Raw genomic sequence first — 25,463 nt, 5'->3', positions numbered from 1 at the left:
TGCCCGCCCGGGCCAAAGCACTAGCTTTGCATCTCACCCTCTTACTTTTCCACCTTTTTCCCCTTTTTATTCATGGCATCTTCTTTACGTTTCACGCCGCCTTTCTCCTGGAGGAAGGGCGGCTGGGCCAGCGCCCTGGCACTGCTGGTCTGGCTGCTGCCGCAGCTAAGCCAGGCCCAGAGCCGGGCCGACGCCTACGGTTTCACCCAAACCACGGGCACCTACACGGCCATCACTGGCACCGTCATCAGCGCCGGCATCACCGACGATAACACGGTGTACCCCGCCAGCACCATTCCTTTCACCTTCAACTTCGCGGGTACGGATTACACCAGCCTGCGCGTCAGCTCCAACGGCTTCATCACGTTTGGCGCCACCGCGCCCAGCGCCAGCAGCTACGTGCCCCTTTCTTCCAGCACCGCCTACGCCGGCGCCGTCTCGGCCTTCGGCCTCGACGGCGGCGGACGCAGCAACGCGGGCGCGGCCATCAGCACCTCCACCGAGGGCACGGCTCCGAACCGCGAGTTTGTGGTGCAGTACGCCAACTGGGGTGCCTACGGCGGCGTGGGCGGCGTGGAGAACTACCAGATTCGCCTGGCCGAAACCACCAACGTCATTCGCATTGTCTACGGCAGCTTCACCGGCGTATCGGCGGGCACCAACCCGCAGGTGGGCCTGCGCGGCGCGGCCAACACCGACTTCAACAACCGCGCGAGTGCCGTGGGCTGGGACCTGACCAACACCGCTGCCACTGTCACCAACACCTCGACGGTGGCCGTGGGGCCCGCGCTGGTGCCGGCTTCGGGCCTCACCTTCATCTACACGCCTTCGGCCACGGCGCAGCTGACGGCCATCCGGCCCACGGCTTCGGCCATCACCGGCAACACAGCTACTATTGACTTCACGGCCCCGGCTACTGCCGCCACGGCTCCCACCTCTTACATGGCTACTGTGACGCCGGCCGTCGCGGGCAGCCCCTTCACCGTCACGGCCTCGCCCTTCTCGCTCACCGGCCTGGCGGCCAACACCCGCTACGCCGTGAGCATTGTGGCCAACTACGCGGCCGGGGCCTCGGTGCCCACCGAAACCCGGTTTGTGACGTCCACGGCCTGCGCCGCGCCCACGGCCCTGACCGTTGGCTCCATCACCACTAGCACGGCCAGCCTCACGTTTACCGCGCCCGCCTCGGGCGTGGCCGACTACACCGTGACCACCACGCCCGCCACCACCACCTACACTGTGAGCAGCGCCACCACGGCCTTGCCGCTGGTGCTCACTGGCCTTACGGCCGGTACGCCCTACACCGTAAATGTGACCAGCAACTGCTCGGTGGGCGGTACGTCGGGCACGGTTACCACCACGTTCACGACGGCTTTCCCGTGCGTAACGCCAACCTATGCGACGGTTCCGTACACGCAGACGTTCGAAAGCACGTGGGTGAGCAACTGCGCCCTGCGCGACGTGCCGAGCCTGAACTGGAAGCTCACGCCCGGCGCCACCGACCCGGACGCTTCGTTCCGCCGCTACGACGACGGGGCGGCCGCCAACTGGACGGGCGGTTCGAGCAACTACGGCTACACGCCGGCCGGCAGCAACGCGGGTGGTGCCAGCTCCAACTTCTCGGCCCGCTACCACTCCGGCAACGTCTCGCCCGTGACCGAGTTTGCTACTTTCGACCTCTACGCCAACATCAGCGGCGGTACCGGCACGCCTGCCGTGACGTTCGATTACATCAACACGAGCGGCACGGACAAGATTGAGGTGCTGCTGAGCACCGACGGCGGCAGCACCTTCGGCGCGCCGCTCTTCACGCAGGTGACCAACACGGCCTGGACCACTTACACCGTGTCCTTGCCCACGGCCACGGCCACGAGCGTGATTCGCTTCCGCGCCACCGGCGACAACGGCAGCACCGACATCGGCCTCGACAACGTGAACGTGAACTACGTGGCTTGCGCCCCGGCGGCGGCGGCGGCTGTGGCCGCGGCCACGCTCACGCCCACCACGGCCCAGGTAACGTTTACGGCCCCGAGCGGCGCAACCAGCTACGTGGTAACGACCTCGCCGGCTACCACCCAGGCCAACGCCACCACCTCGCCCATCACCCTCACCGGCCTCACGCCCGGCACCACCTACACCGTCACGCTGACCACTAACTGCGGCACCAGCACCTCGACGACTTCCGCCCCGGTCACGTTCACTACGCCCTTCAACTGCGTAACGCCGACCTATGCGACGGTGCCGTACACGCAGACGTTTGAAAATACGTGGGTGAGCAACTGCGCCCTGCGCGACGTGCCGAGCCTGAACTGGAAGCTCACGCCCGGCGCCACCGACCCGGACGCTTCGTTCCGCCGCTACGACGACGGGGCGGCCGCCAACTGGACGGGCGGTTCGAGCAACTACGGCTACACGCCGGCCGGCAGCAACGCGGGTGGTGCCAGCTCCAACTTCTCGGCCCGCTACCACTCCGGCAACGTCTCGCCCGTGACCGAGTTTGCCACCTTCGACCTGTACGCCAACATCAGCGGCGGTACCGGCACGCCTGCCGTGACGTTCGATTACATCAACACGAGCGGCACGGACAAGATTGAGGTGCTGCTGAGCACGGACGGCGGCACCACCTTCGGCGCGCCGCTCTTCACGCAGGTGACCAACACGGCCTGGACCACCTACACCGTGTCCTTGCCCACGGCCACGGCCACGAGCGTGATTCGCTTCCGCGCCACCGGCGACAACGGCAGCACCGACATCGGCCTCGACAACGTGAACGTGCGTTACGTGACCATCTCCGCCGCTGCCAACGCCCTTGCGGCGGCTGGCGTGAGCGTGTTCCCCAACCCGGCCCACGAGAGCTTCACGGCAGTGGTGCCGGCTGTGCCCGGCGCTAAGCACGTGCAGGCAGAGTTGCTCAACGCCCTGGGTCAGGTAGTGCGCACGCAGTCGGCGCCCCTGCCCGCCACCGGTGCCCGCCTCACGGTGTCCACCGCCGATTTGGCGGCCGGTGTCTACACCCTGCGCCTGCGCGCCGGCGATGCCACCCTGGCCAAGCGCGTGGTCATCAACTAGCCCGTCTGAGCCGGTCCTGCCCCGGGCCGGCTCTTAAGCAGGCTTGATTGACGATAGAAAAAAGCCCCGGCTGCGCGAGCAGTTGGGGCTTTTTCGTTTCTACCATCCGTTGGTGCCTGCCCGGCAGAAGCTCTTTCTAATAAGCCGTCGTTTCAGTTTAGCGCGTTTTGGGAGCTTCTGCGGCACTTGCGTAGCGATAAATATCGGAAGATTCCCAAGCCTGGTTCGCAGCCACCTCGTCGGCCGATGGCAAAGCCATGCTGCTGCGCGGCCAGGGCGGAAAGCGCCAGCATAGCACCAGTGCCCCTGCCAGTAGCACGGCCGCGGCCGGGCCCAGCGTCACCCACCAGAACCAGGCGGCCGGAAACAAGCGGTAGGTGCTTTCCACCACCAGCGCTGCGTACAAGCCCGTCACCGAGACGCCCATGCCCAGGTAGTGCCACTGCCGCCACGCGGGCAGCACTGGCCGCGTCAGCACCGCGCCCGTGCCCACGCCCAGGGCCAGCGTGCTGGCCACCGCTCCGTAGTGCACAATGCCGAACCGGCCGAACAGAAAATACATACGGAACGCACTCAGCAGCAGCACCGCCATGCTGGCCACGTACGCCGCGCCCAGGTACCGGTGCCGCCGCGTGCGCTTGGGCGCCAGCACCAGGGGCGTGCTCGTGGCCAGGGCCAGCCCCGCGGCCACCAGATGCACCACACTGGCCGAAGAATGCAGGAAGGAGAGCATGCCGCTAAAACACCGCCAAGGCGCGGAGGTTATTGGGCGGTAGCTTCAGCCCTCAGCTGTAGTCGATTTCGGTGTTGTCGCCGATGTTGAGCGAGTGGTTCATGCCGCGGAACGAGGCATCGGAGCCCACAATGCAGTCGTGCATCACGGCCGAGCGCAGCTCCGAGTAGCTGCCGATGATGGAGTCGGTGAGGATGGTGCGGCTGATGATGGTTTTGTCGCCGATGGCCACGTTGGGGCCAATGATGGACTGCGAAATCTGGCAGCCCCGCCCGATGCTCACCGGCGGAATAATCACCGAGTCGGGAAATTCTGAGTAATCACGGTCGTCGAGGAATTCGGCGGTGTTCAGCAGGCGGGCGTTGGCTTCGAGCAGGGTTTCCTTGCGGCCGCAGTCAAACCAATTGTCTACCGGGCAGGTGGTCATGGCCTCGCCTTCCTCGATGAGGTGCATGAGGGCGTCGGTGAGCTGGAACTCGCCGTGGGTGCGCACCTCGGCTTCGCGCAGCCACTCCAGGGCCTGGGCCAGCTTGTCGGCGTCGGCCAGCTTGTAGAGGCCCACCATGGCGTAGTTCGATTTCGGAATCTTGGGCTTCTCCACCACCTTGCTCACCCGGCCGCCCGCGCCCAGCTCCACAATGCCGAAGCGGGTAGGGTCCTTCACCTCCTTCACGGCCAGCACCGAGCCGGGTGTGGCCAGCAGGGCGGGCAGGTCCACGTCCACAATGGTGTCGCCGAGCATAATGAGCACGCCGTCAGGGTCGTGGCGGAACTCCTCACGGGCCAGCCACAGGGCGTGGCCCAGGCCCTCGCGAGGCTCTTGCAGCACAAAGGTGACGTTAAGGTCGGGATAGTTGCGGCGCACGTAGCGCACAATTTTATCGCCCAGGTAGCCCACCACAAACACAAACTCGGTGAGCCCGGCCACGCGCAGGCGGTCGATGATGTGGCCCAGGATGGTGTTGCCGGCCACCGGCACCAGGCTTTTGGGCTGGGTGTGGGTGTGGGGGCGCAGGCGCGAGCCGATGCCGGCAACGGGAATGACGACTTTCATTGTAATGAACCGGGGAAGAATCCGATGAAAGGGGAGCAAAGAAGGCCGGGCACGCCCAGCTAAGCAGCAAGCTACAACTACTGGGGCCAAGCTGCGTACTTTGCGCCAAGCCCGGGCCTAAACCGGGCCAGCGGCGCCAGGTTTCGGCGCCCCGGCAAAACCTTCGCTTCTTTCACCTTCACCCCTTCTTTTTTCTAAAATGAAACGCTTTCTTCTGTATTTCGCGGGCCTGGCCCTGTTGCTCACCCAGTCGTCGTGCGGCTACAACGGCATGGTGCAGCGCGACCAGGCCGTGAAGGCCCAGGCCGGCAACGTGCAAAGCGCCTACCAGCGCCGCAACGACCTCATCGGCAACCTGGTGAACACCGTGAAGGGCGCCGCCAAGTTCGAGCAGGGCACCCTCACCAGCGTGGTGGAAGCCCGCGCCAAGGCCACCAGCGTGCAGCTCAACGCCAACGACCTCACGCCCGAAAACATCAAGCGCTTCCAGGAAGCCCAGAGCCAGGTATCGGCCGGCCTGGGCCGCCTGCTGGCCGTGTCGGAAAACTATCCCGACCTGAAAGCCAACGCCAACTTCCAGGAGCTGCAAGCCCAGATTGAGGGCACCGAAAACCGCATCAACGTGGAGCGCAACAAGTTCAATGCCGTCACCAACGACTACAACACCTTCACTCGCTCCTTCCCCAACAACCTGTTTGCGGGCATGTTCGGCTTCCCGCCCAAGCCCTACTTCGAGGCCGACCCGGCTGCCAGCAAGGCCCCCACGGTGCAGTTTTAAAGCTTCCTACCTGTCATCCTGAGCGTAGCGAAGGACTTTCTCACCAAAGCACAAATTGGTTTACTGCATTTCGTGCTTCCGTGAGAAGGTCCTTCGCTACGCTCAAGATGACAGGAGTTAACTATTCCCGCCCATGACTTCTCCCCTCACTCCGGCCCAGGACGCGGCCCTGGTGGCCGCCATCCGGCAGGCCGAGGTCACGACCTCCGGCGAAATCCGGGTGCACCTCGAAGACACCTGCCCCACGCCCGAGCCGCTCGACCGCGCCGCCCAGGTGTTTGGCGAGCTGAACATGCACAAGACCGCCGCCCGCAACGGCGTGCTGTTTTACCTGGCCTGGAAAAGCCGGCAATTTGCCGTGGTGGGCGACTCGGCCATCAACGCCGCTGTGCCCGACGACTTCTGGGAAACCACCAAGGAAGCCGTGCTGGAGCAGTTCCGCCACGAAAACTACGTGCTGGGCTTGGAGCGCGGCATCAAGATGGTGGGCGAACAGCTCAAGCGCTACTTCCCCTACAATGCCAGCACCGACCAGAACGAGCTGGACGATTCTATTTCCTTCGGCGGCCAGAAGCCGTCTTCCGACGCATGAAAAACTCCGTGGCTGACGCCCGCCTCTTAGCGCTGCGGCCCGTGCCGTGGCGTTGGCTGCTGGTGCTGCTGTTGGCCTGGGCCAGCCTCACGGCCGCGGCCCAGGGCGTGCCCCCGCGCCCCAACCCGCCGCGCCTGGTCAACGACCTGGCCGGCCTGATGCAGCCCGCCGAGGCCGAGGCGCTGGAGCGCAAGCTGGTGGCCTACGACGACAGCACCTCCTCGCAAATCGCCGTCGTGACCGTGCCCAGCCTGGGCGGCGACGAAATTGCCAACTACGCCCAGAACCTCTACGAAAGCTGGGGCATCGGCCGCAAAGGCAAGAACAACGGCATCCTCATTCTGGTGGCCCAGCAGGAGCACCAGGCCCGCATCCAGACCGGCTATGGCCTCGAAGGCGCCGTGCCCGACGCCATCGCCAAGCGCATCATCAGCAACACGCTGGTGCCCGCCTTCCGCGAAAACCAGTACTACGCCGGCCTCGACCGCGGCACCGACCAACTCATTGCCCTCGCCAAAGGCGAGTACAAAATGGACCCGGCCGATGCCCGCCAGCCGCGCACGCGTGACCGCAGCGGCTCCGGCATCCCGTTCTGGGTCATCATCGCCGTCATGGTGCTCATCTTCATCATGCTGCGCAACCGCGGCGGGGGAGGAGGGCGCGGCAACCGCGGCTTTGGCGGCGGCTTTGTACCCCCCATCATTTTCGGCGGCGGTGGCTTCGGCGGCGGCGGTGGCGGCTGGGGCGGTGGAGGCGGCGGCGGCGGCTTTGGCGGATTTGGGGGCGGCAGCAGCGGCGGCGGCGGCGCCAGCGGTAGCTGGTAAGAGGCACCATGCGGTTGGCAACGAGTACCATCTGTCATTGCGAGGGCAAAGCCCGTGGCAACCGAAGGGCAGCGAAGCTAATCCGTCCTGTTAACACCAGACACTTCCTTATACCAGAAAGCCCCGGCACTACGCAGTGCCGGGGCTTTTCGCTTTAGCAGGGCTTTATCGCATAAAAGGCTGGTTGTAGGGAAAAGGACGGATTAGCTTCGCTGACCTTCGGTTGCCACGGGCTTTGCCCTCGCAATGACAGCCGAATCCAGACGCGCGCCCACCTGCAACGCCGCTCTATCCAACCTTTTCCGCACAGCCCTAGTAACAGCTTATTATGCGGCAGCAACCAAGCACTGCCCTACTTCTTTCAACCTTCCTTTCCCAATGTCATGAATGCCTCCCGCCTAACCCTGCTGTTCTTTTTCTTCGCGTTGGCCACCACGCTCACCGGCTGCGATGCCATTGCCGGCATCTTCAAAGCCGGTGCCTACACGGGCATCATTGCCGTGTTTGTGGTGGTGGCGCTGCTGTTCTTCATCGTGAACAAGATGCGTGGCCCGCGCTCCTAAGTTGGCCGGCCAACCCACAAAAAAGCGCGGCTCCTGCGAAGGAGCCGCGCTTTTTTGCATAGTAAGCGAATGGAAAACTACTCGCTGCGCTTGCTGGGCATGGTGCCGATGATGTGGTCCCACAGCGTGCTGCTCACGCCAAAGGCCACCTCATCCTGCCGGTAGTGGTGCTGACTGTGGTGCGTCCACCACACTTTCAGGAAGTTTTTGGGCGGCGCGTAGGCATGAATGGCGTAGTGCACAAACAGATACATGGCGTAGCCGAACGTGAAGCCCGACAGCAGCCCAAACGCATAGGAGCCAAAGCTGAAGCGGAAAATGAAGAACAGCAGCGAGGCCACAAACACCGTGATGATGGGCGGCATGGCCAGGCGCGTCTTGTCCTTGGGGTACTCGTGGTGCACGCCGTGCATGGTGTACTGGAACTTGGCCCGGCCCGGCGTGGTGGCCGGGATGTGGTACACGTAGCGATGTACCAGGTACTCCACCAGCGTGAACGCCAGCAGCCCCGCCAAAAACAGCCCAAGCGCGCCCAGCCCGGTCATGAAGCCGCGGGTGAGGCCGTAATACATGCTCAGGATGCCCGTAATAGCGAAAATGCCCACCGGCAGGGCAATGTGCGTGTGCGACAGGCGCTCCAACAAAGGATTTTGAAACAGCTGTGCCGAACCCTTGTGCTTGGGCCGCATGGGGGTGTTGACATCGAATGCGGGCGTTGGCTTAACGTCTGGTTCTTCGGTGGATACGGATTGCATATGACTAGCGAACGACGAAATAATGAAGAGGCAAAATTACAATGCCGGGGGCAAAGTGCCGGGCAAGGCAAAACCAATGCCCGCCAACTGCGCCACCACGGCTGGCAACGTACACGCTGACGAGCAACGTAGTCGAGCTTGGGCGTAAAACTTCATTCGGGCCTTAAGGGTTTCGCGCAGCCACGCTTCGGCTCCGCCGGCAGCGGCCAGTAGGGGGCGTTTGGCCACTTCTTCAGGGGGCAGGCGGGCCGCCAGCACGGCCACCGGCACGTCGAGCCAAAGCGTCGGCCCGGCTTGGTTGAGCAACTCCATGTTGCTGTAGAAGCAGGGCGTGCCGCCGCCCGTGGCCAGCACCAGCGGCGCTCCGGCGTAATTCAGCGCCTTGCGCAACACCGCCGACTCCACTTCCCGAAAGCTGGCCTCACCTTCTACTGCGAAAAGCTCGCGCACGCTACGCCCGGTATGGGCTTCAATGGCAATATCCAGGTCTAGAAACGGGCGGTTGAAGTGCGCGGACAATTGCCGGCCCAGCGTGGTTTTGCCTGCGCCGGGCAAGCCCACGAGGCTGAGGTGGCCCGAGCCGCCGGGTATCAGGGAGGCGGTAGGAAAGGGTGGCGTTTTGATGTTGTTTGTCATCCTGAGCAGAGCGAAGGACCTTATCACGTCCGCGCCGTTTGAATTACTACAAATCGTTTGACAGTGATAAGGTCCTTCGCTCTGCTCAGGATGACAGGCGGCCTAAAGGCGATTAACTACCCCAGCTTCACCCGCGGGTCGAGCACGGCGTAGAGCACGTCGACGGCAATGTTGATGACCACGAATAGCGCGGCCACGAACAGCGTGGCGCCCATCACCACCGGGAAATCGAGGTTTTCGACGGCGCGTAGCGTCACGGTGCCCAAGCCCTTCCAGTTGAAGATGTATTCGATGAAAAACGCGCCCGCCATGAGCGAAGCCAGCCAGCCCGACACGGCCGTCACCACGGGGTTCAGGGCGTTGCGCAGGGCGTGGTGCAACACGGTGGCCCCGCGGCTCAGGCCCTTGGCGCGGGCCGTGCGGATGTAGTCCTGGCTCAGCACATCGAGCATGCTGGAGCGCGTGAGCTGCGTGATGATGGCCAGCGGCCGGATGCCCAGCGCCACGGCCGGCAACAGCAGGTTGCGCAGCACCAAATGCCGCTCGCCCGAAAACGGGTCCGTCTCATACAGCTGCCCGGTGAGGCTCAGGCCCGTCCAGCGGCTCCAGTAAAAGCCGAACGTGACGGCAATGAGAATGGCCGCCACGAACGACGGCACCGAAATACCCAGCACCGAAGTGCTCACCAGCACCCTGTCGAGCCACGACTGCGGCCGCAGCGCCGCCGCCACGCCAAACGCCACGCCGCCCACGCTGGCAATGAGCATGGCCGCCAGCGCCAGCCACATGGTGCCCGGAAAATAATCGAGCAGAATGCGCAGCACGTCCTTGTTGCTCTGGAAAGAGCGACGCAAATAAGGCGTTTTCAGCACCAAAGCCCGTGAGCCCAGCGGCAGCACGGCCACACCGCCGTAGCGCGCCCGCCCGGCCGAGTCGGCCGGGTGCAGGCCCAGCGGCGACACATCATTCAGATAGCCCAGCAGGCGGGTGGGCAGGGGCTGGTCGAGGCCGAGGTCGGCGGTGATGGCGGCTTTGGTGGCCAGGTCGGTGCGCTGGCCGGCCAGCAGAGCCGCCGGGTCGCCAGGCAGCACGTTGAAGAGCAAAAACACCGTGCACGCCACGCCCACCAGCACGAGCAGGCCCTGGCCTAGGCGACGGAGGATGAAGGCGAACAATGTCTTTTAGTGGTTAACGGTTAGTGATTAGTGGTTAAGTTCGACAAAGGCAGCAACAGAGGAAATGCTTAATAATTAGCCACTAATCACTAACCACTAAAAGATTACTCTTTCAGCACCTTTTCCACTTCCCACAGCGCGGGCAGGTCGTGGTAATGGTACTTGGCTTTCACCACGCCGTTGTGCAGCACCATGAGGCCGGGGTTGGAGCGAATAATGGATTTGAGCACGGTGGCGTCGGCAAAGTAATAGGGGCCGGCCAGGTTCACGTCGTGGCGGAAGGAGTCGAACTTGGCGGCGCTGGTGCTGGTAATGGTGAGGGCCGTGATGCCGCGGCGCGACTTGGCCGCCCCCTCCATCAGGGCGTTGATAGCGGCAAACCGGTCGCGGTCCGTCTTGTTGGTGTTCTGCACGATGAGCACCAGCTTGCTGCCTTTCAGCAGCTCCTGGGTATAGGAGTTGCCTTCCGCGTCTGATACCTCGAAATCGGTGATGACCGGGGTCGACTCTTTGGGGTTCAGCGACGTCATGGCTTGGTATTTCCAGGTGGTGTCGGTGGGGTAGGCGTCGAATTCCTTGGTTTCGCCGTTGCGCGTCATGGTGTAGCGGTAGCGGGCGGGCTCGGCGGGCTTCATCAGCTTGCCAATGTCGTTGCCCACTTTGTAGGGCAGGAAATCGAAGTAGGGCAGGTGGCCCAGGGCCCGCACCCCGATGCCGATGGCAATGGCCGTGGCAAACGTCATTACCATGATGCCGAACGTGCCCTGCACAAACGAGTGGCGCAGAAAGCGTTGGTGCGTGAACACCATAAACCACAGCGCGAGCAGGAACATGTCTTTGGCAAACGAAGTCCAAGGGGTGAGCTTGATGAAATCGCCGAAGCAGCCGCAGTCCGTCACCTTGTTGAAAGCCGCCGAGTAGAACGTGAGGAAGCCGAAGAACACCAGCAGGCCCAGCAGCACCCACAGCGTGATTTTGAGGTGCCAGCGCAGCAGCAGCGCCACCCCCAAAATCACTTCGAGCGAGCTGAGAATGATGGAAAGCGTACGCGAAATGTTCTTGAACCACAGGAAGAAGCCCTCCAGCGGCGGCACCGCCACGGCAAAGACTTCAAAATATTCTTCCAGCTTGTAGGCCGTGCCCACGGGGTCGTTGAGCTTGACGAGGCCGGAAAAAATGAAAATGGCGCCCAGCACAAACCAGCACACGCGGGTGACGGTGCGCAACAAGTGAGGGGCCGGAGCAACGGCGGGAGCGGAGCTGTTGGGAGACATAAGAGCAAAGTAAGCCGGTGGCAAACGCGCGGGCAACGCGCAATGTTTGCATAAAGGTCGGGCCGGAAGTTGAAACCGGCGTTAGGCAAAGCGACCTGTCGGAAAGTCTACCGCCGCGCCACTGCCTCGGCATAGCCGCTCTTAGCCAAAAAGGCCTTGGCGTCGCGGATGTTGAGGATGTCGGCCAGGGCCTGCTTTTTGTCAGGCTGCTGATTGTAGTAGGCTTGCACAATGCGGTAGCCTACGTAGTAGCCCAGGTCGCAGGGCTTCTCGGGCGTTTCCTGGTTGCCGTTGGCCATCCAGTTGTCGGGGTCGGTGCCGAGCATTTCTTTTTGGAAATCGGCCCACAGCTCTTTCTCGTGGGCGTTGCCGTAGGGATGCAGGCGGGCGTTGGTGATGTGGCCGGTCACCAGCTCGGCCACGAAATCGGCCATGCCTTCATTAATGGTGTAGCTGAGCAGGGTGCCGTCCTGCGGGCCCTGGTTGCGGTGCACCAGCTCGTGCACCATCAGCGAGGGCATCTCCGACACGGGAGCGCAGCGGTTGCGCTGCACCAGGTTCAGCTCCGAGGTGTTCACGCCCGGGCCGTTGGCCGTTTGGTCGGCCCCGATGAGCAGGCCCGCGTCCGATACGGTGCCGCCCGACACCCAGCCGCCCACCACAAAGTAGATGTTCTGGAAGCGCACCGTCGGGTACAGCTCCTGAAAACGCCAGAAGGCTGCCACAATCTTCGGCTTCTCGTTGGCAATGGCCAGCGTGGTAGCCTTGATGGAATTGTAGTAGTTGGGCCGCTGCAGAATGCGCTTGGTGAAAGAAGCATCGTTCCTGATTTTCAGCTCGTAGTAATCGCGCAGACCCGTCGAGCCTTTGTCAAAGTACTCGCGCCGGAAAATGGCCCGGGCCTGGGCCGTGTCGCGCCGGGCGGCGGCGTAGGCGGTCCAGAAATGGTCGATGTCGCTGGTGGTCAGCTTCACGTCCTCGGGCCGGCTGATTGTTTGCTTTGCCTCCAGCTGGCGGGCGCGGGCCAGCAGCTTGGGCCACTGCTTGTCGGCGTGCAGCTTCTCCAGGTCCGAGTCGGAGCTAATCTGCTTGCTGTCGACGTAGCCCGCGTCAATGGCGCGGCGCAGGTTGGCCAGGCCGCTAGGCACATCGCCCAGCAGGCCGTAGTAGCAGGCCATGTTGTAGAGGCCAACCGCTTTGTAGCGCGGCTTCACGCCGGGCTCGTGCGCCATTTGCTGGTAGGCGGCAATGGCGGCCGGGTAGTCCTTCTTCTTGCTGGCTTGCTGGGCCGCATTGAGAAGTGAGTCGACGCGGCTGGGCGCCTGGGCTGCGGCGGTGAAGGCAGTGCCGGCGAGCAGGAAGGAAAGCAGGAGGGATTTCATTGTTGAAGACAGGTACACCAGAGTAGATGGCCAAACGGCTCATTGCGTTGCCTGGCACGAGTACCCCGAAGCTCCTGCTTCGGCCCGCGTTAGCATCGTTCAACGGGCCGAAGCAGGAGCTTCGGGGTACTCGTTCTATTGCTCGCCCCGCAAAATCAGGGCAAACACGGCGTAGTTCAGCATGTCGCGGTAGCTGCCTTCCACGCTTTCGCTCACCAGCGCCGCCCCGCCGATGTCTTCGAGCTGCTTCACGCGGTGCAGCTTCATCAGTATCAGGTCGGTGATGCTGGCCACGCGCATCTGGCGCCAGGCTTCGCCGTAGTCGTGGTTTTTGGCCAGCAACAGGCGGCGGTTTTCGGCGGCTTCGTGGTCGTAAGCTTCGGCCACGGCGTCGGGGGCCATGTCGAGCGGCGTATCCTTGGGCAGGTGCAGCTGCATCAGGGCAATGAGGCAGTAGTTGATGATGGCCACAAATTCCTCGTTCACATCATCGGCCACCAGCTGCACGCCGGTTTCCTGTATGGTGCGGATGCGGTTGGCTTTGATGAAAATCTGGTCCGTGACCGAGGGCAGGCGCAGAATGCGCCACGCCGTGCCGTAGTCGTGGGTTTTGGCCAGAAACAGCGTGCGGCAGCGGGCCAGCAGCAGGTCGTAGTGTTCGGGGGTGCTCAAGGTTAGGGCAGGAGGGTATGAGGGTAGGGGGGTAGGAGTGTTTTTCGCCAATAGCTCATCCCCGCTGCAAGTTCGGTAGCACGTGCGGATATTGACCCCATATTCCCCTGTTGTTCCCATGTCCTTTTTCCCTCCTGCCCCCATACCCTCCTACCCCCTTACCCTATTAAGCCCCCACGGCCGCTTGCTCAGCCTGCACCGGCCGCAGGTGATGGGCATCCTCAACCTCACGCCCGATTCCTTCTTCGCCGGCAGCCGCGTGGCCTCCGAGAAAGACCTGCTCAGCTGCGCCGAAGCCATGCTGCAGGCCGGCGCCGCCGTGCTCGACCTCGGCGCCTACAGCACCCGCCCCGGGGCCGAGGACATTCCGGCCGCCGAAGAAGCCCGCCGCCTGCTGCCTGCTATTGCGGCCCTGCGCCGGGAGTTTCCCCAGACTTTCCTCTCGGCCGATACCTTTCGGGCCGACGTGGCCGAAGCCGCCGTGCACGCCGGCGCCGACCTGGTGAACGACGTGGGCGGCGGCACGCTCGATGCCGAAATGTTTGCCACCGTGGGCCGCCTGCGCGTGCCCTACGTGCTGATGCACCTGCGCGGCACGCCCCAAACCATGGCCAAGCTGACGCACTACGAAGACGACTTGGTGCTTACACTGCTGCGCTACTTCCGCGACAGGCTCACGGCCCTGCGCCAGGCCGGTGCCGTCGACGTGCTGATTGACCCCGGCTTCGGCTTCGCCAAAACCGCCGCCCAGAGCCACGAGCTGCTGCGCCGCCTGCCCGAGCTGCGGGCGCTGGGCCTGCCGCTGCTGGCCGCGCTGTCGCGCAAGCGCATGGTGTACGGCCCCCTCGGCCTCGGCCCCGAAGCGGCCCTCAACGGCACCACGGCCCTGCATATGGTGGCCTTGCAGGGCGGCGCTCATCTGCTGCGCGCCCACGACGTGGCCGAAGCCCGGCAAACCATAGAATTATTTGCGCATACCTTTCCAAACGCCGAATAAAGGCCGTAATTTGAAGGACGAAGCCTCGGCCGTGCAACGCCCAGGCCCCGATGCGCCACTTTCAGCCAAGGGAAGCCGAGCTGCTTCCTTTCCCGCTACCCTTCACCCATTCGCCCATGACCGGCCCGTTTCCCATCAATTTCCTGCACTTCGGCTGGATTGACGCGGCCGACGTGTTGCTGGTGACGGTGCTGCTCTACCAGCTCTACAAGCTGTTGCGCGGCTCGGTGGCCCTGAACGTGGCGCTGGGGCTACTATCCTTCTACGTGCTCTACCTGCTGGTAAAAGCCACCGGCATGGAGCTGCTCACCAAGATTCTGGGCCAGTTCATGAGCGTGGGGGTGCTGGCCAGCATCATCCTGTTTCAGCAGGAAATCCGGCGGTTTTTGCTGAACGTGGGCAAGGCCACGGCCCTGGAGCGCATGCGCGGCTGGAGCTGGGGCCGCCCCGCCGAGGCCACGCCGCTGGCCGTGGGCCCGTTTGTGGAAGCCGCTAAAAGCCTGTCGAACAAATACACCGGCGCCCTCATCTGCTTCGCCCAGGCGTCGGACCTGACCAGCTTCGCCGAGTCGGGCGACCGGCTCGACGCCGAAATAAGCAAGCGCCTGCTGCTGTCCATTTTTAACAAAACGTCGCCGCTGCACGACGGCGCCGTCATCATCGCCGGCGGGCGCATTCAGGCCGCCCGCTGCATCCTGCCCGTGAGCGAAAACCCCGACGTGCCCGCCTCGCTGGGCCTGCGCCACCGCGCCGCCATCGGCCTGAGCGAAATCACCGACGCCGTGGTGCTGGTGGTGAGCGAAGAAACCGGCGCCATGAGCTTGGTGCACCACGGCGAAGTGTACCGCAACCTGGCCACCGCCGAGCTGCGCACCCGCCTGAACGAGTGGCTGCTGAGCAGCGCCGGCAGCCCGGCGGCATCGGCTTCCCTGAAGTCGGAGGCCGCCGCCTAGGGGTAGGGCCCCAGGGCGGCGTAGTGGTGTTTACATTGCAGCCGAAGCAAGTACTTGCAAAAGCAATACCTTTGGCGTTATGGTTTGGCAGTCTGTGAATGAATAGGCTATACGTTGTTCTGGTTCTGCTACTGGGATGGGCGCGCCCTGGCCAAAGCCAGCCGGCCAACCCCTACCTCGACAGCCTGACGCACCGCCTGACGGCCACACCCGCCGATACCAACCGCGTGCGCCTGCTCGAACAGCTGGCCAAAGCCACGGCCAGCGAAAACAGCGCGCAAGCGCTTCTATATGGGCAGCAGGGCCTGCGGCTGGCCCGGCAGCTGCGCGATGCCTACGGCGAAGTAGCGCTTATCAACCAGCTGGCCGATAATTATTTCCGACAGACAGACCTGGTGTCGGCGGTGCGCTACTACCAGCAGTCGGTGCGCCGGGCGATGGGCCTGCCCCGGGCGCAGCGCCTGCTCACCCGGGCGCTGCTGGGGCTGGGCCGAATTGCCAGCCTGCAACTCGACTTTGTGAGCGCCCAGCAGTATTTCCAGCAGGCGCTTCAGCAGCTGCAGCGGCCGCAGTACCGGGCCGAGCCGGAAGAATTGGGCGTGACGCACAACAACCTGGGCATGCTGTACCTCAGCTGGCTCAAGTCGGGCCGACCGTACCCGGACTCCACCACGCGGCTGTGCTTGTACCACACCCGCCTGGCTTTGAATATTTTGCGTACCACCCGGCTGCCAAAAGCCAACATGGGGCAGTACCTGAACAGCTTAGGCTTGGTGCATGCCTTTGACCAGCAATTCGATTCGGCCTATTACTACCATCGCAGCGCCTTGCGCCTGTTCCAGCAAGCGGGCAAATCGTACGGCGTGGTGGTAACGCGCATCTTCATGGGCACGCTGCTGCTGGAGCAGCGCCGGTTTGCCGACGCCCTGGCCATGACGCAGCCCGCGCTGCCCATTGCCCGGCAGCTCAACCTAAGTCCGCTGGTGGTGGGCTGTCTCAACATCGTAGCCGACGCGCTGGCCGGCCTCGGGCGCGGAAACGAGGCCTACCCCCTGGCCAAGCGAGCCCATGAGCTGCGCGACAGCCTGAACCTGGTGGAGCGCGAAGCCAACCTGAGCCAGCTGCGCCTGCAATTCGACACCGAGCTGGAACGGAGCCGGGTGCGGGAGCTGACCAACCGCAACCAGCTGCAGGCGCTGCAGGCCCGCAAGCAGCGCCAGTACCTGTGGGGGTTGAGCAGCTTTTTGGTGGCCGTGGTGGCCGGGCTGGTGGTGGCGGGCGTGCTGGCCGGGCGGCTGCGGCGGCAGCGCACCGAGCTGCAGGCCACCCGCGCCGAGCAAGACCGCCTCTACGCCCTCATTGCCCACGACCTGCGCAGCCCGGTGATGGCGTTCGGCGGCCTGGCCGATTTGCTGACGGCCTACAGCGAGCGGCAGGACACCGTGCGCCTGCTGCGCTTGGGCGGGCGCGTGCGCCAGGCGGCCGAGAGCCTGCGGGCCTTGCTGGATAACCTGCTGAACTGGGCCTTGTCGCAGCGCGGCGAGCTGCGCCCCGTGCCGGAGCCCCTGCGGGTGGCCGACCTGCTGGCCGAGATTGTGACGCTCTACCAGCCGAGTGCCCACACGGCCGGCATCGCGCTGGAAGTGCCCGCCGCCACTGAAGAGCAGCTGGTGCTGGCCGACCGCAACATGACGCTCACCATTCTGCGCAACCTGGTCAACAACGCCCTGCAGGCCACGCCCCCCGGGGGGCGCATCACGGTCAGCGTGGCCGACACGCACGCCCACCAGCTGCAGCTGGCCGTGGCCGACACCGGACCGGGCATGGGCGCGCCGGAGCTGCGCCGGGTAATGAGCGACCAGCCGCAGCCGGCCGCCGACCCCTACCGGGGCCGGGCCGGGCTGGGGCTGCGGCTAAGCCGGCTTTTTGCCCGCTTGCAAGGCGGGCAGCTGGACCTGCGTAGCGCCCCCGGCCAGGGCACCACCGCCACGCTTTCGCTGCCGCGCCCCGGCCAGCCGGCGGGCTCGGCACTGCGCGGCTGACACCCGAAATTTTCTCGTTTACACCCCAAAATCGTCTTCTCGCGCCGGGAAAGATGGCCGGGCGGGCGGCACGGGTTACAATTGCCTTCCTGTTAGCAAGCGCGGCCTCACGGTGAATGGAGTCGAGGCGCAGCGCGGGCAAAGTAGCTGATAACCATTTGACATTCGCTTTATGAGTTCTGCACAGCTGTTCGCTGATATTGACCAACAGCCGGCCCTGGCGGCCGTGCGGGTGCTGGTGGTGGAAGACGAGCCGCTGTATGCCGACCAGGTCGAGTCGATGCTGCTGGGCATGGGCTACGAAACGGTGGGCCCGGCAGCGAGTGCGCAAGTAGCGATGGCCCTGTACCGCACCGAGCCCATCGACCTGGTGCTGCTGGACATTGGCCTGCGCGGTGCCACCAACGGCTTGCAGCTGGCCGAGCAGCTGCTGGCGCATAGCCCCGTCCCGCTCATCTTCCTCACCTCGTTTAGCGACGAGCAGACCTTTCAGCTGGCGCAGGCCGTGGGCCCGGCGGCCTACCTGACCAAGCCCGCCGTGGCCGATACGCTGCACCGCGCCATTGCCCTGGCCGTGAAAAACTTTGCCAGCAGCACCTGGCCCACTCCCGATGCCGCCCCGCAGCCGAGGCCTGCCCAGGGAGCCGCCGAATCAGTCTTCGTGAAAGAAAACGGACTGCTGGAAAAGGTGCATCTGCGCGACATTTTCAGCATTGCGGCCGACAATAAGACGTGCAGCCTGATGCTGGCCGAGCGCAGCATCCCGGTGCGCATGCCCATGCGCGAGCTGGCCCGCATCCTGCCCGCCGAGCGGTTTGTGCAAATTCAGCGCAGCTACTTCGTCAATATCGAACACATCGAGCGCCTCGACCCCACCCGCCTGCTGGTGCAGGTGGGCAAGCAGGTGCTGCCCGTGGGCCGCCTCTACCTGCCCGAACTCATCAGCCGCCTGCGCACCATCGGCTAGGCTATGCCAGGCATTAGCGCCACCGCATGCGGAGGGGCTTTGCCACTTTCCGGGGCCTTGTTCTGCCTGCACCCTGCCGCTTTTCCCACCCTCATTCCACCCGCATGAAAAATCTTTTACACAACGCTGTCTTGGCCGTGCGCCGCCCCCAGCGGCGCTGGCGCGAAGCGGTGGCCGCCCCGGCCATTGGCCGGGGCGCGGCAATCTCTCCATCACCCACTTTTATCTTCCAGCACATGCAAGGAAATCTACTTCTGAAGCCGCAGGATTTGCTGCTGCGGCTACTGTCGCGCCGGGCCGGTCTGGCCAAGGTCTTCGGGACCGGGCTGCTGCTGCTCGGCAGCCTGGGGGCGCAGGCCCAGCTCAGCGGCGCCAAGGCTATTCCCGGCGCGGGCAGCACCGGCTACGCCACGCTGGCGGCGGCCATCACCGACCTGAACGCGCAGGGCGTGGGCCCGGGCGGCGTCACGTTCAACGTGGCGGCGGGCTACACCGAAACCTTCGCCTCGCCCGGCGCCGGCCTCATCACAGCCACCGGCACGGCGGCCAACCCCATCGTGTTCCAGAAGTCGGGCACCGGCGCCAACCCCACCATCACGGCGGGCGTTGGGACCTCGGCCCCGAACGACGGTATCATCGTGCTGCGGGGCTCCGACTACGTGACGTTTGATGGCCTGACGCTGCTCGACCCGGCGTCCAACACCAGCCCGGTGACGCAGATGGAATGGGGCTTTGCGCTGCTAAAAAACGGCACGCCCACAGTGGATGGCTGCCAGAACGTGATTATCCGCAACTGCGTCATCACCCTGCAAAAGGGACTGTCGACGGTGGGCATCTATGCCAATAACCACTTGCCCACCACCCTCAGCTCGGTGCAGCTGACGCCTACCACGGCGGATGGCACGAACTCGAACAACAAGTTTTACGGCAACACCATCAGCGGCGTCAACAACGGGATTTCTGTGACGGGTTTCGCTGCTTCGAGCCCCTACGCTTTTTACGACCAGAACAACGAGGTTGGCAGCATCGTGAGCGGCACCACGGCCACGGGCAACACCATTTCGAACTTCGGCACCACGGCCACGGCCTACGGCATCTACACCATCTACCAGAACGCGCTGAAAGTGCAGGGCAATAGCCTGGAGTCGACCCCAACGGGCACTGCGGTGGGCCCCACCAGTACGCTCTACGGCATTCTGACGAGTACCGGCGGCGTTGCCGACCTGCTGGGCAACACGGTAAACTTGGTGTCGAACGCTCCCAGCTCCAGCTTTACTTCCATCTATGGCATCCAGAGCGGCAGCGGCGCAAACACCACCGCCACCAACGGCACGGTCAACATCAACAACAACAACGTGACTATGTCGTCGGCCACGGCCAACGTGGCGACCTTCTACGGCATCTACAGCACGGCGGCGGTGGCCAACCTGGTTATCTCGGGCAACACGCTCAGCGGCTGGACCCGGCCGGGGGCGACCACGGGCTCGTCCTACTTCGTGTACATCGGCACCGGGGCTACGGCTACGCAGAACGTGTTTGGCAACACCATCAGCAATTTCAGCGGCACCAGTACTACCGGCGGCATCTATGGCTTCTACGGCTTCCATGGCTCGTCCTCGTCGGCCCAGTACTACGACAACGTGATGCAGAATATCAACGGCGGCGGCAACAACCTGTGGGGCACGAACCTGTTCGGCAGCAGCACCCTCAACGTGTACCGCAACCGGATATCGGGCCTGACGGCGTTGGGCGCTTCGCCCATCGTGTACGGCATTTACGCCTCGGGTGCGACGACCAACGTGACCAACAACCTCGTGGGTGACATTAGCGCCCCCAATGCCTCAAGCGTGACGGCCATTTCGGGTCTGTTTCTGGGCGGCACCGTGGTGAATGCCCAGTACAACAGCATTTACCTGAACGCGACCAGCACGGGCACCAACTTCGGTACCTCAGGCATTACCTACAACTCGCTGAATACCTCGCCCATCACCTTGCGCAACAACGTGGTGGTGAACACCTCGACGGCGAACGGCACGGGCGTGACCGTGGCCCTGCGCCGCACCGCGGGCACGGCGGGCGTGGTGCCCGTCAACCTGACCACCACGACCAACGCCAACCTGTACTACGCCGGCACGCCTTCGGCCACCAACCTGATTTACGTGGAAGGCCAGAGTGGGACCCTCGTCAACGCCCAGCAGACGCTGGCCGACTACAAGAACTTCATGGCGGGCCGCGACATCAACTCGGTGACGGAAAACCCGCCCTTCGTGAGCACCAGCGGCACCAATGCCAACTTCCTGAAGGTGAGCACCACCACACCGACGCAGATTGAAAGCGGGGGCCTGCCCATCAGCGGCATCACCACTGACTACGCCAACGCGACGCGCAGCACCACCGCGCCCGACCTAGGCGCCTACGAGGGCACCTACCAGCCGCTCGACCTGAGCGGCCCCGTGCTGACGTACACGCCCCTGAACAACACCGTCAGCACCACCGGCCCCGCGCTGGTCGTGACCATCTCGGACCCCGCCGGCGTGGCCACGGGTGCCAACGCCCCGCGCCTGTACTACCGCAGGGGCACCTCGGGCGCCTTCGTGTTTGTGAACGCCACGAGCGTGAGCGGCAGCAGCTACACCTTCAACTTCAACTACGCGCTGCTGCCCGGCGGCAGCGTGACGCAGGGCGACGTGATTCAATACTACGTATCGGCCCAGGACCTGGTGGCCACGCCCAATGCCAGCACCAGCCCCGGCGGTGGCGGTGGCATCAACCCGCCCGGCACCACGGCGCCGGCGGCACCGGCCTCGTTCCAGATTGTGGGCAACCTGAGCGGCGTGTACTACGTGGGCACTTCCACACCGCCCGCCGGCACGCCCGCCAACCGCGTGTTTGCCACCCTCACGGCCGCGGCCAACGCCTACGCCATCAACGTGCTGACGGGGCCGGCGACGTTCCTGCTGCTCGACGCTACGTACTCGGCTTCGACGGGCGAAACCTTCCCCATCACCTTCGGCAACATTCCTTCGGCCTCGACCACCAACACGCTGCTCATCAGCCCGGCCCCGGGCGTGAGCGCCACCGTGACGGGCCCGACTAACTCGGCGGCCGTGGTGGTATTCAGCAATGCCCGCTACATCACCTTCGACGGGGCCAACACCGCCGGCGGCAGCATCCGCAACCTGACCCTGACCAGCGCCAACACCGCCGCCAACGCCGTGGTGTGGGTGGGCAGCCAGGGCGCGGGCAACGGCTCGACCAACATCACGCTGCGCAACCTCAACCTGGTGGGCAGCAGCTCGTCCAGCAGCAACTCGTTCAGCAACAACAACTCGTTTGGCATCTACGCCTCGGCGGGGCTTTCGGTGGCTATTCCCACGCCTAGCGCTTTCACCTACGGCGACGACAACGACAACCTCGTGATTGAGAACAACGCCATTACGGCGACCTTCGAGGCCATTTTTGCCAAAGCCAGCGGCGTGCCCACTTCCTACGACGGCCTGCAGATTGTGGGCAACCGCATCGGGGCGGTACCGTCGGGCACGGGCACGGCGGCGTTCGGCAACGTGCTCTACCGCGGTATCGACCTGCAGGGGGCTACGGCCCCGCTCGTGTCGCGCAACACCATTCTGGGCATCGATGGCTCGGCCATCGCCTCCAACATTGGCGGCATTGTGCTGAACGAGAACGTGACCGGTGCCGTGATTTCGCGCAACGCTATTTCGGGCCTGCGCCAGCTCAACACCGGCGGCTACGGCGCTTACGGCATCAGCCTGAGCAGCACAAACAACCTGACCAACACGGAAATCTCGAACAACCTGATTTCCGACATTCTTACGGGGGCTTATTCGAGCAGCAGCACCTACAACCCCTTCGGCCTTTACCTAACGGGCGGCGCCGGCACCAAGCTGTACTACAACACGGTGAACCTGTCCGGCACTTACTCGCCCAATGCGAGCTACGCCACGCCGAGCAACGTCAGCGCGGGTCTGGCCGTTACCTCCACCTCGGTAACGGGCCTGGACGTGCGCAACAACATTTTTGCGAACACCATTGCCAGCGCGGCCACCACCAATACGGTGAAGTCTTACAGCGTGTACTACACCAACGCCAGCGTGCTGGGCACCAGCGACTACAACGACTACTACGTGGGCGCCCCCAACGGCGTGCTCGGCTACGTGGCCGCCGACGTGACCACCCTGGCCGCGCTGAAAACGGCCACCGCCAAGGACGTGAACTCCATCAGCGCCGACCCGGTGTTTACCTCGAACACCAACCTGCTACCGGTGTCGCCGGTCGTGGCCGCCGCTGGCACGCCGTTGAGCATCACAGTGGACTACTCCGGCGCCACCCGCCCGGCCACCGCGCCCAGCCTCGGCGCCTACCAGTTCACGCCCGCCGTGACGGACCTGGCCCCCGGCCGCCTGGTGTCGCCGCTGAACAACAGCACGGCCACCTGCTTCGGCGCCAACACGCCCGTGACGGTGCTGATTCGCAACAACGGCTCGGCCGCGCTCAACTTCGCCACCACTCCCGCCACCGTGACGGTCGTCATCAGCGGCCCGAACGCCTCGACCCAGACCCTGACCCAAACCATCAACACGGGCACGCTGGCCTCGACGGCCACGCAGAACGTGACGCTCACCAGCCTGGCCGACTTCACGGCCCTGGGCACGTACTCCTTCGCCATCACGGCCACGGTGCAGGGCGATGGCAACACCACCAACGACCTGCTGACGCCCGCGCCCACGCTGAACGTGCTGGCCCCGGTGGGCGGCACCCTCTCGCCGGCTTCGTCCTCGATTTGCGTGAGCGGCACGGCCTCGCTGAGCCTGGCCGGTCCGGCCAACGGCAGCATTCAGCTGCAAATCAGCAGCAGCGCCACCGGCCCCTTCACCGACGTGGCCGGTGCCACCACCGGCGCTACCTTCGTCACGCCGGTGCTCACCAGCACCACCTACTACCGCTACAAAGTGACCTGTGGCGCCAACGTGGCCTACAGCAACGTGGCCACCGTGACGGTAAATAACCCGGTGATTTCGGCGGCTCCCTCGCCGCTGAGCGTGTGCGCTGGCGGCACGGCCTCGCTCTCGGCCACGGTGCCGGCGGGCATCAGCGTGCGCTATTTCACCACGGCCACCGGCGGCACGGCCGTGGGCACGGGCAACCCCTACGTGACGCCGGCCCTCACGGCCAGCACCACCTACTACGCCGAAGCCTTCGCCAGCGGCGCGGAGCGGGTGGGCAAAGCGACATCCGTTCAGACCAACGGCGGCTATAGCGGTACCAACACCGGCATCGTGCTCACGACCAATGGCCCCACGACCATTCAGGAGACTACGGTGTACAACGCCACTGCCACTGCGGGCAGCCTGACCGTGGAGCTGCGCGACAACGTAACCGGCAACCTGGTGGCCACCGCGGGCCCGTTCGCAGTGGCGGCCGGCAGCGCCAGCTCGTTGATTCCGACCGTGCTGCCCCTGAACCTGGCCGTGCCGGCTGCCGGCACCTACCGCCTGATAACCGCCACCACCGGCACCCCACCCACGCTGTACCGCGACAACGTGAACAGTTTCCCTTACACCACGCCCAGCGGGGCGGTATCGATTATTGGGGGCTACATCGGCGGCGCCAGCTCGACCTACTACTTCTTCTACAACATCTTGGTAGGCAACGATTGCATCAGCACCGCGCGCACGCCGATACAGGTGAACGTGACGCCGGGCCTGGTGGCCACGCTGGGCGCGGCCACGGCCACGAGCTGCGGCCGCTCGCCCTACACGCTGAGCGGCAGCATCGCCGGCACGGCCACGGGCGGCACCTACACCACCTCGGGCACGGGCACGTTCGCGCCCAACGCCACCACGCTCAACGCCACCTACACGCCCTCGGCCGCCGACGTGGCCGCCGGCACGGTGACCCTGACCCTGACCCCCACCGGCCCCTCGGCCGCCTGCACCCAGACGGCCCGCACGGTACTCACGCTCTCCACGCCGCCCAACTCCTCGTTCAGCTACCCGGCCGGCACGTACTGCACCAACTCGCCCGTGACCGTGACCCCGGTGCTGGCGCCCGGCGCGGTGGCCGGCACCTTTGCCACCACGGCTCCCGGCTTGCGCATCGACCCGGTGACGGGCGTGATTACGCTGGCTAACACGAATATTGACGGCACCTTCACCGTGACCAACACGGTGGCGGGAACGGGTGCGTGTAGCGGCTCGACTACGGGCACTGCGTCGACGACGTTCACGGTCATCTTCGGCATTGGCCAGCCGGTGCTCACGGCCACGCCGCAGGCGGGCGGGGCCGTGCAGCTCAGCACGCCGGCCCTGGCGGGCGTGACCTACCAGTTCTACCGCACCGTGAACGGCACGGCCACGGCCGTGGGCACGCCCAGCACGACGGGCACGCTGACGCTGACGGCTGGTAACCAAAGCGGCTCCTACACGGTGCAGGCCATCTCGGCCAACGGCTGCACCTCGATTCCTTCGGCGGCGGTGACGGCCACGGTGCTGGGCACGCAAACGGCCACGCTGGCTGGCGTAAGCCTGCGCGTGTTCCCCAACCCGACGGCCGACGGCCAGCTGCGCGTGGAGCTGAGCGGCGTCAACGCCAAGGCTTCGCAGCTGACCGTGCTCAACGCCCTGGGCCAGGTGGTGCACACCGGCACGGTGGCGGCCGGCACGGCCGAGCTCAAGCTCGGCCAGCTGGCTTCGGGTGTCTACACCTTCCGGGTGCTGACGGCGCAAGGCGTGCTCACCCAGCGCGTGGTGCGCCAATAAACACACACGGCGCTGCGACGCTACACAAAAAAGCCCCGCCGGTACTGCCGGCGGGGCTTTTTTGTGGGCCCTGGTTGTTGATTCCGTTCTTTGTTTACGACAAAAATGCCGTTGCCTGGTCGCTTAGAAGTATAAAGCCAGCCTTTGCATTGCCGCATAAGCTAAGCAAGGCGTTGGTGACCAGGCCTGGCGGGTTATTAAAATCTTTGGCTTTAATA

18 protein-coding genes are annotated in these 25,463 nt (G+C 64.6%); 10 read left to right on the top strand and 8 right to left on the bottom strand.

Annotation, left to right across the window (positions count from 1 at the left end):
- Positions 1–72 precede the first annotated feature (72 nt).
- Positions 73–3,069, top strand: a complete 2,997-nt coding sequence (locus tag MTP16_RS25855; RefSeq protein ID WP_262922658.1) for a T9SS type A sorting domain-containing protein — start codon at positions 73–75, stop codon at positions 3,067–3,069.
- Positions 3,070–3,226: 157 nt separating this feature from the next.
- Here MTP16_RS25855 and MTP16_RS04525 read toward each other — a convergent pair whose 3' ends face one another.
- Both MTP16_RS04525 and MTP16_RS04520 read right to left on the bottom strand, forming a co-directional pair.
- Positions 3,227–3,802: a DUF2306 domain-containing protein gene (locus MTP16_RS04525; protein ID WP_243516300.1), complete on the bottom strand. Its 576-nt coding sequence runs from the start codon at positions 3,800–3,802 to the stop codon at positions 3,227–3,229.
- Positions 3,803–3,854: 52 nt separating this feature from the next.
- On the bottom strand, positions 3,855–4,856 hold the full coding sequence (locus MTP16_RS04520; protein ID WP_243516299.1) for a sugar phosphate nucleotidyltransferase: 1,002 nt from the start codon (positions 4,854–4,856) through the stop codon (positions 3,855–3,857).
- 199 nt (positions 4,857–5,055) lie between these two features.
- Here MTP16_RS04520 and MTP16_RS04515 point away from each other — a divergent pair, with 199 nt between their 5' ends.
- The 4 genes from MTP16_RS04515 (at position 5,056) to MTP16_RS04500 (ending at position 7,613) form a co-directional block, all read left to right on the top strand.
- Positions 5,056–5,634, top strand: coding sequence for a LemA family protein (locus MTP16_RS04515; RefSeq protein WP_243516297.1), 579 nt, complete (start codon positions 5,056–5,058; stop codon positions 5,632–5,634).
- Between the two features lie 133 nt (positions 5,635–5,767).
- Complete coding sequence (locus MTP16_RS04510; RefSeq protein ID WP_243516296.1) at positions 5,768–6,226, top strand: TPM domain-containing protein; 459 nt, start codon at positions 5,768–5,770, stop codon at positions 6,224–6,226.
- A complete protein-coding gene (locus MTP16_RS04505; protein WP_243516295.1) occupies positions 6,223–7,050 on the top strand; it encodes a TPM domain-containing protein in 828 nt (275 codons plus the stop codon). Before MTP16_RS04510 ends, MTP16_RS04505 begins: the two co-directional genes overlap by 4 nt.
- Positions 7,051–7,433: 383 nt before the next feature.
- Positions 7,434–7,613: a hypothetical protein gene (locus MTP16_RS04500; RefSeq protein WP_243516294.1), complete on the top strand. Its 180-nt coding sequence runs from the start codon at positions 7,434–7,436 to the stop codon at positions 7,611–7,613.
- A gap of 77 nt (positions 7,614–7,690) precedes the next feature.
- Here the strand turns inward: MTP16_RS04500 and MTP16_RS04495 are convergent, their stop codons facing one another.
- The 6 genes from MTP16_RS04495 to MTP16_RS04470 form a co-directional block, all read right to left on the bottom strand.
- Entirely contained in the window at positions 7,691–8,368 is a 678-nt protein-coding gene (locus tag MTP16_RS04495) for a sterol desaturase family protein (RefSeq protein WP_243516293.1), read from the bottom strand.
- A 36-nt stretch (positions 8,369–8,404) separates the two neighbouring features.
- Positions 8,405–9,004: a shikimate kinase gene (locus MTP16_RS04490; protein ID WP_243516292.1), complete on the bottom strand. Its 600-nt coding sequence runs from the start codon at positions 9,002–9,004 to the stop codon at positions 8,405–8,407.
- A 116-nt stretch (positions 9,005–9,120) separates the two neighbouring features.
- Complete coding sequence (locus MTP16_RS04485) at positions 9,121–10,179, bottom strand: ABC transporter permease (RefSeq protein ID WP_243516291.1); 1,059 nt, start codon at positions 10,177–10,179, stop codon at positions 9,121–9,123.
- A gap of 104 nt (positions 10,180–10,283) precedes the next feature.
- Positions 10,284–11,453 carry a BT_3928 family protein gene (locus tag MTP16_RS04480; protein WP_243516290.1) on the bottom strand — a complete coding sequence of 390 codons (1,170 nt, stop codon included), beginning with the start codon at positions 11,451–11,453 and terminating at the stop codon, positions 10,284–10,286.
- A 107-nt stretch (positions 11,454–11,560) separates the two neighbouring features.
- Entirely contained in the window at positions 11,561–12,835 is a 1,275-nt protein-coding gene (locus tag MTP16_RS04475) for a gliding motility protein GldB-related protein (RefSeq protein WP_243516289.1), read from the bottom strand.
- Positions 12,836–12,970: 135 nt separating this feature from the next.
- Positions 12,971–13,507: a DUF1599 domain-containing protein gene (locus MTP16_RS04470; protein ID WP_243516288.1), complete on the bottom strand. Its 537-nt coding sequence runs from the start codon at positions 13,505–13,507 to the stop codon at positions 12,971–12,973.
- 118 nt (positions 13,508–13,625) lie between these two features.
- Between MTP16_RS04470 and folP the strand changes: the two genes are divergently transcribed.
- The 5 genes from folP (at position 13,626) to MTP16_RS04445 (ending at position 25,245) form a co-directional block, all read left to right on the top strand.
- Positions 13,626–14,504: a dihydropteroate synthase gene (gene folP / locus MTP16_RS04465; RefSeq protein WP_243516287.1), complete on the top strand. Its 879-nt coding sequence runs from the start codon at positions 13,626–13,628 to the stop codon at positions 14,502–14,504.
- A gap of 116 nt (positions 14,505–14,620) precedes the next feature.
- The gene (gene cdaA, locus MTP16_RS04460; protein WP_243516286.1) at positions 14,621–15,457 is read left to right on the top strand and encodes a diadenylate cyclase CdaA; all 837 of its coding nucleotides are present in this window, start codon (positions 14,621–14,623) and stop codon (positions 15,455–15,457) included.
- 98 nt (positions 15,458–15,555) lie between these two features.
- Positions 15,556–17,499 (top strand): sensor histidine kinase, encoded by a 1,944-nt coding sequence (locus MTP16_RS04455; RefSeq protein WP_243516284.1) that lies wholly within the window; start codon positions 15,556–15,558, stop codon positions 17,497–17,499.
- A 172-nt stretch (positions 17,500–17,671) separates the two neighbouring features.
- On the top strand, positions 17,672–18,466 hold the full coding sequence (locus MTP16_RS04450) for a LytR/AlgR family response regulator transcription factor (RefSeq protein WP_243516282.1): 795 nt from the start codon (positions 17,672–17,674) through the stop codon (positions 18,464–18,466).
- A gap of 104 nt (positions 18,467–18,570) precedes the next feature.
- Entirely contained in the window at positions 18,571–25,245 is a 6,675-nt protein-coding gene (locus MTP16_RS04445) for an Ig-like domain-containing protein (RefSeq protein ID WP_243516281.1), read from the top strand.
- Positions 25,246–25,463: the final 218 nt, after the last annotated feature.

This window comes from Hymenobacter monticola (assembly GCF_022811645.1).
Lineage (GTDB): Bacteria > Bacteroidota > Bacteroidia > Cytophagales > Hymenobacteraceae > Hymenobacter > Hymenobacter monticola.
The sequence above is the reverse complement of the archived record's forward strand: the minus strand, read 5'-3'. Positions and strand labels throughout refer to the sequence as shown.

Coding starts and splice junctions, on each gene's coding strand:
- MTP16_RS25855 (WP_262922658.1), top strand. CDS start 73: ATGGCATCTTCTTTACGTTTCACGCCGCCTTTCTCCTGGAGGAAGGGC.
- MTP16_RS04525 (WP_243516300.1), bottom strand. CDS start 3,802: ATGCTCTCCTTCCTGCATTCTTCGGCCAGTGTGGTGCATCTGGTGGCC.
- MTP16_RS04520 (WP_243516299.1), bottom strand. CDS start 4,856: ATGAAAGTCGTCATTCCCGTTGCCGGCATCGGCTCGCGCCTGCGCCCC.
- MTP16_RS04515 (WP_243516297.1), top strand. CDS start 5,056: ATGAAACGCTTTCTTCTGTATTTCGCGGGCCTGGCCCTGTTGCTCACC.
- MTP16_RS04510 (WP_243516296.1), top strand. CDS start 5,768: ATGACTTCTCCCCTCACTCCGGCCCAGGACGCGGCCCTGGTGGCCGCC.
- MTP16_RS04505 (WP_243516295.1), top strand. CDS start 6,223: ATGAAAAACTCCGTGGCTGACGCCCGCCTCTTAGCGCTGCGGCCCGTG.
- MTP16_RS04500 (WP_243516294.1), top strand. CDS start 7,434: ATGAATGCCTCCCGCCTAACCCTGCTGTTCTTTTTCTTCGCGTTGGCC.
- MTP16_RS04495 (WP_243516293.1), bottom strand. CDS start 8,368: ATGCAATCCGTATCCACCGAAGAACCAGACGTTAAGCCAACGCCCGCA.
- MTP16_RS04490 (WP_243516292.1), bottom strand. CDS start 9,004: ATGACAAACAACATCAAAACGCCACCCTTTCCTACCGCCTCCCTGATA.
- MTP16_RS04480 (WP_243516290.1), bottom strand. CDS start 11,453: ATGTCTCCCAACAGCTCCGCTCCCGCCGTTGCTCCGGCCCCTCACTTG.
- MTP16_RS04475 (WP_243516289.1), bottom strand. CDS start 12,835: ATGAAATCCCTCCTGCTTTCCTTCCTGCTCGCCGGCACTGCCTTCACC.
- folP (WP_243516287.1), top strand. CDS start 13,626: ATGTCCTTTTTCCCTCCTGCCCCCATACCCTCCTACCCCCTTACCCTA.
- cdaA (WP_243516286.1), top strand. CDS start 14,621: ATGACCGGCCCGTTTCCCATCAATTTCCTGCACTTCGGCTGGATTGAC.
- MTP16_RS04455 (WP_243516284.1), top strand. CDS start 15,556: ATGAATAGGCTATACGTTGTTCTGGTTCTGCTACTGGGATGGGCGCGC.
- MTP16_RS04450 (WP_243516282.1), top strand. CDS start 17,672: ATGAGTTCTGCACAGCTGTTCGCTGATATTGACCAACAGCCGGCCCTG.
- MTP16_RS04445 (WP_243516281.1), top strand. CDS start 18,571: ATGAAAAATCTTTTACACAACGCTGTCTTGGCCGTGCGCCGCCCCCAG.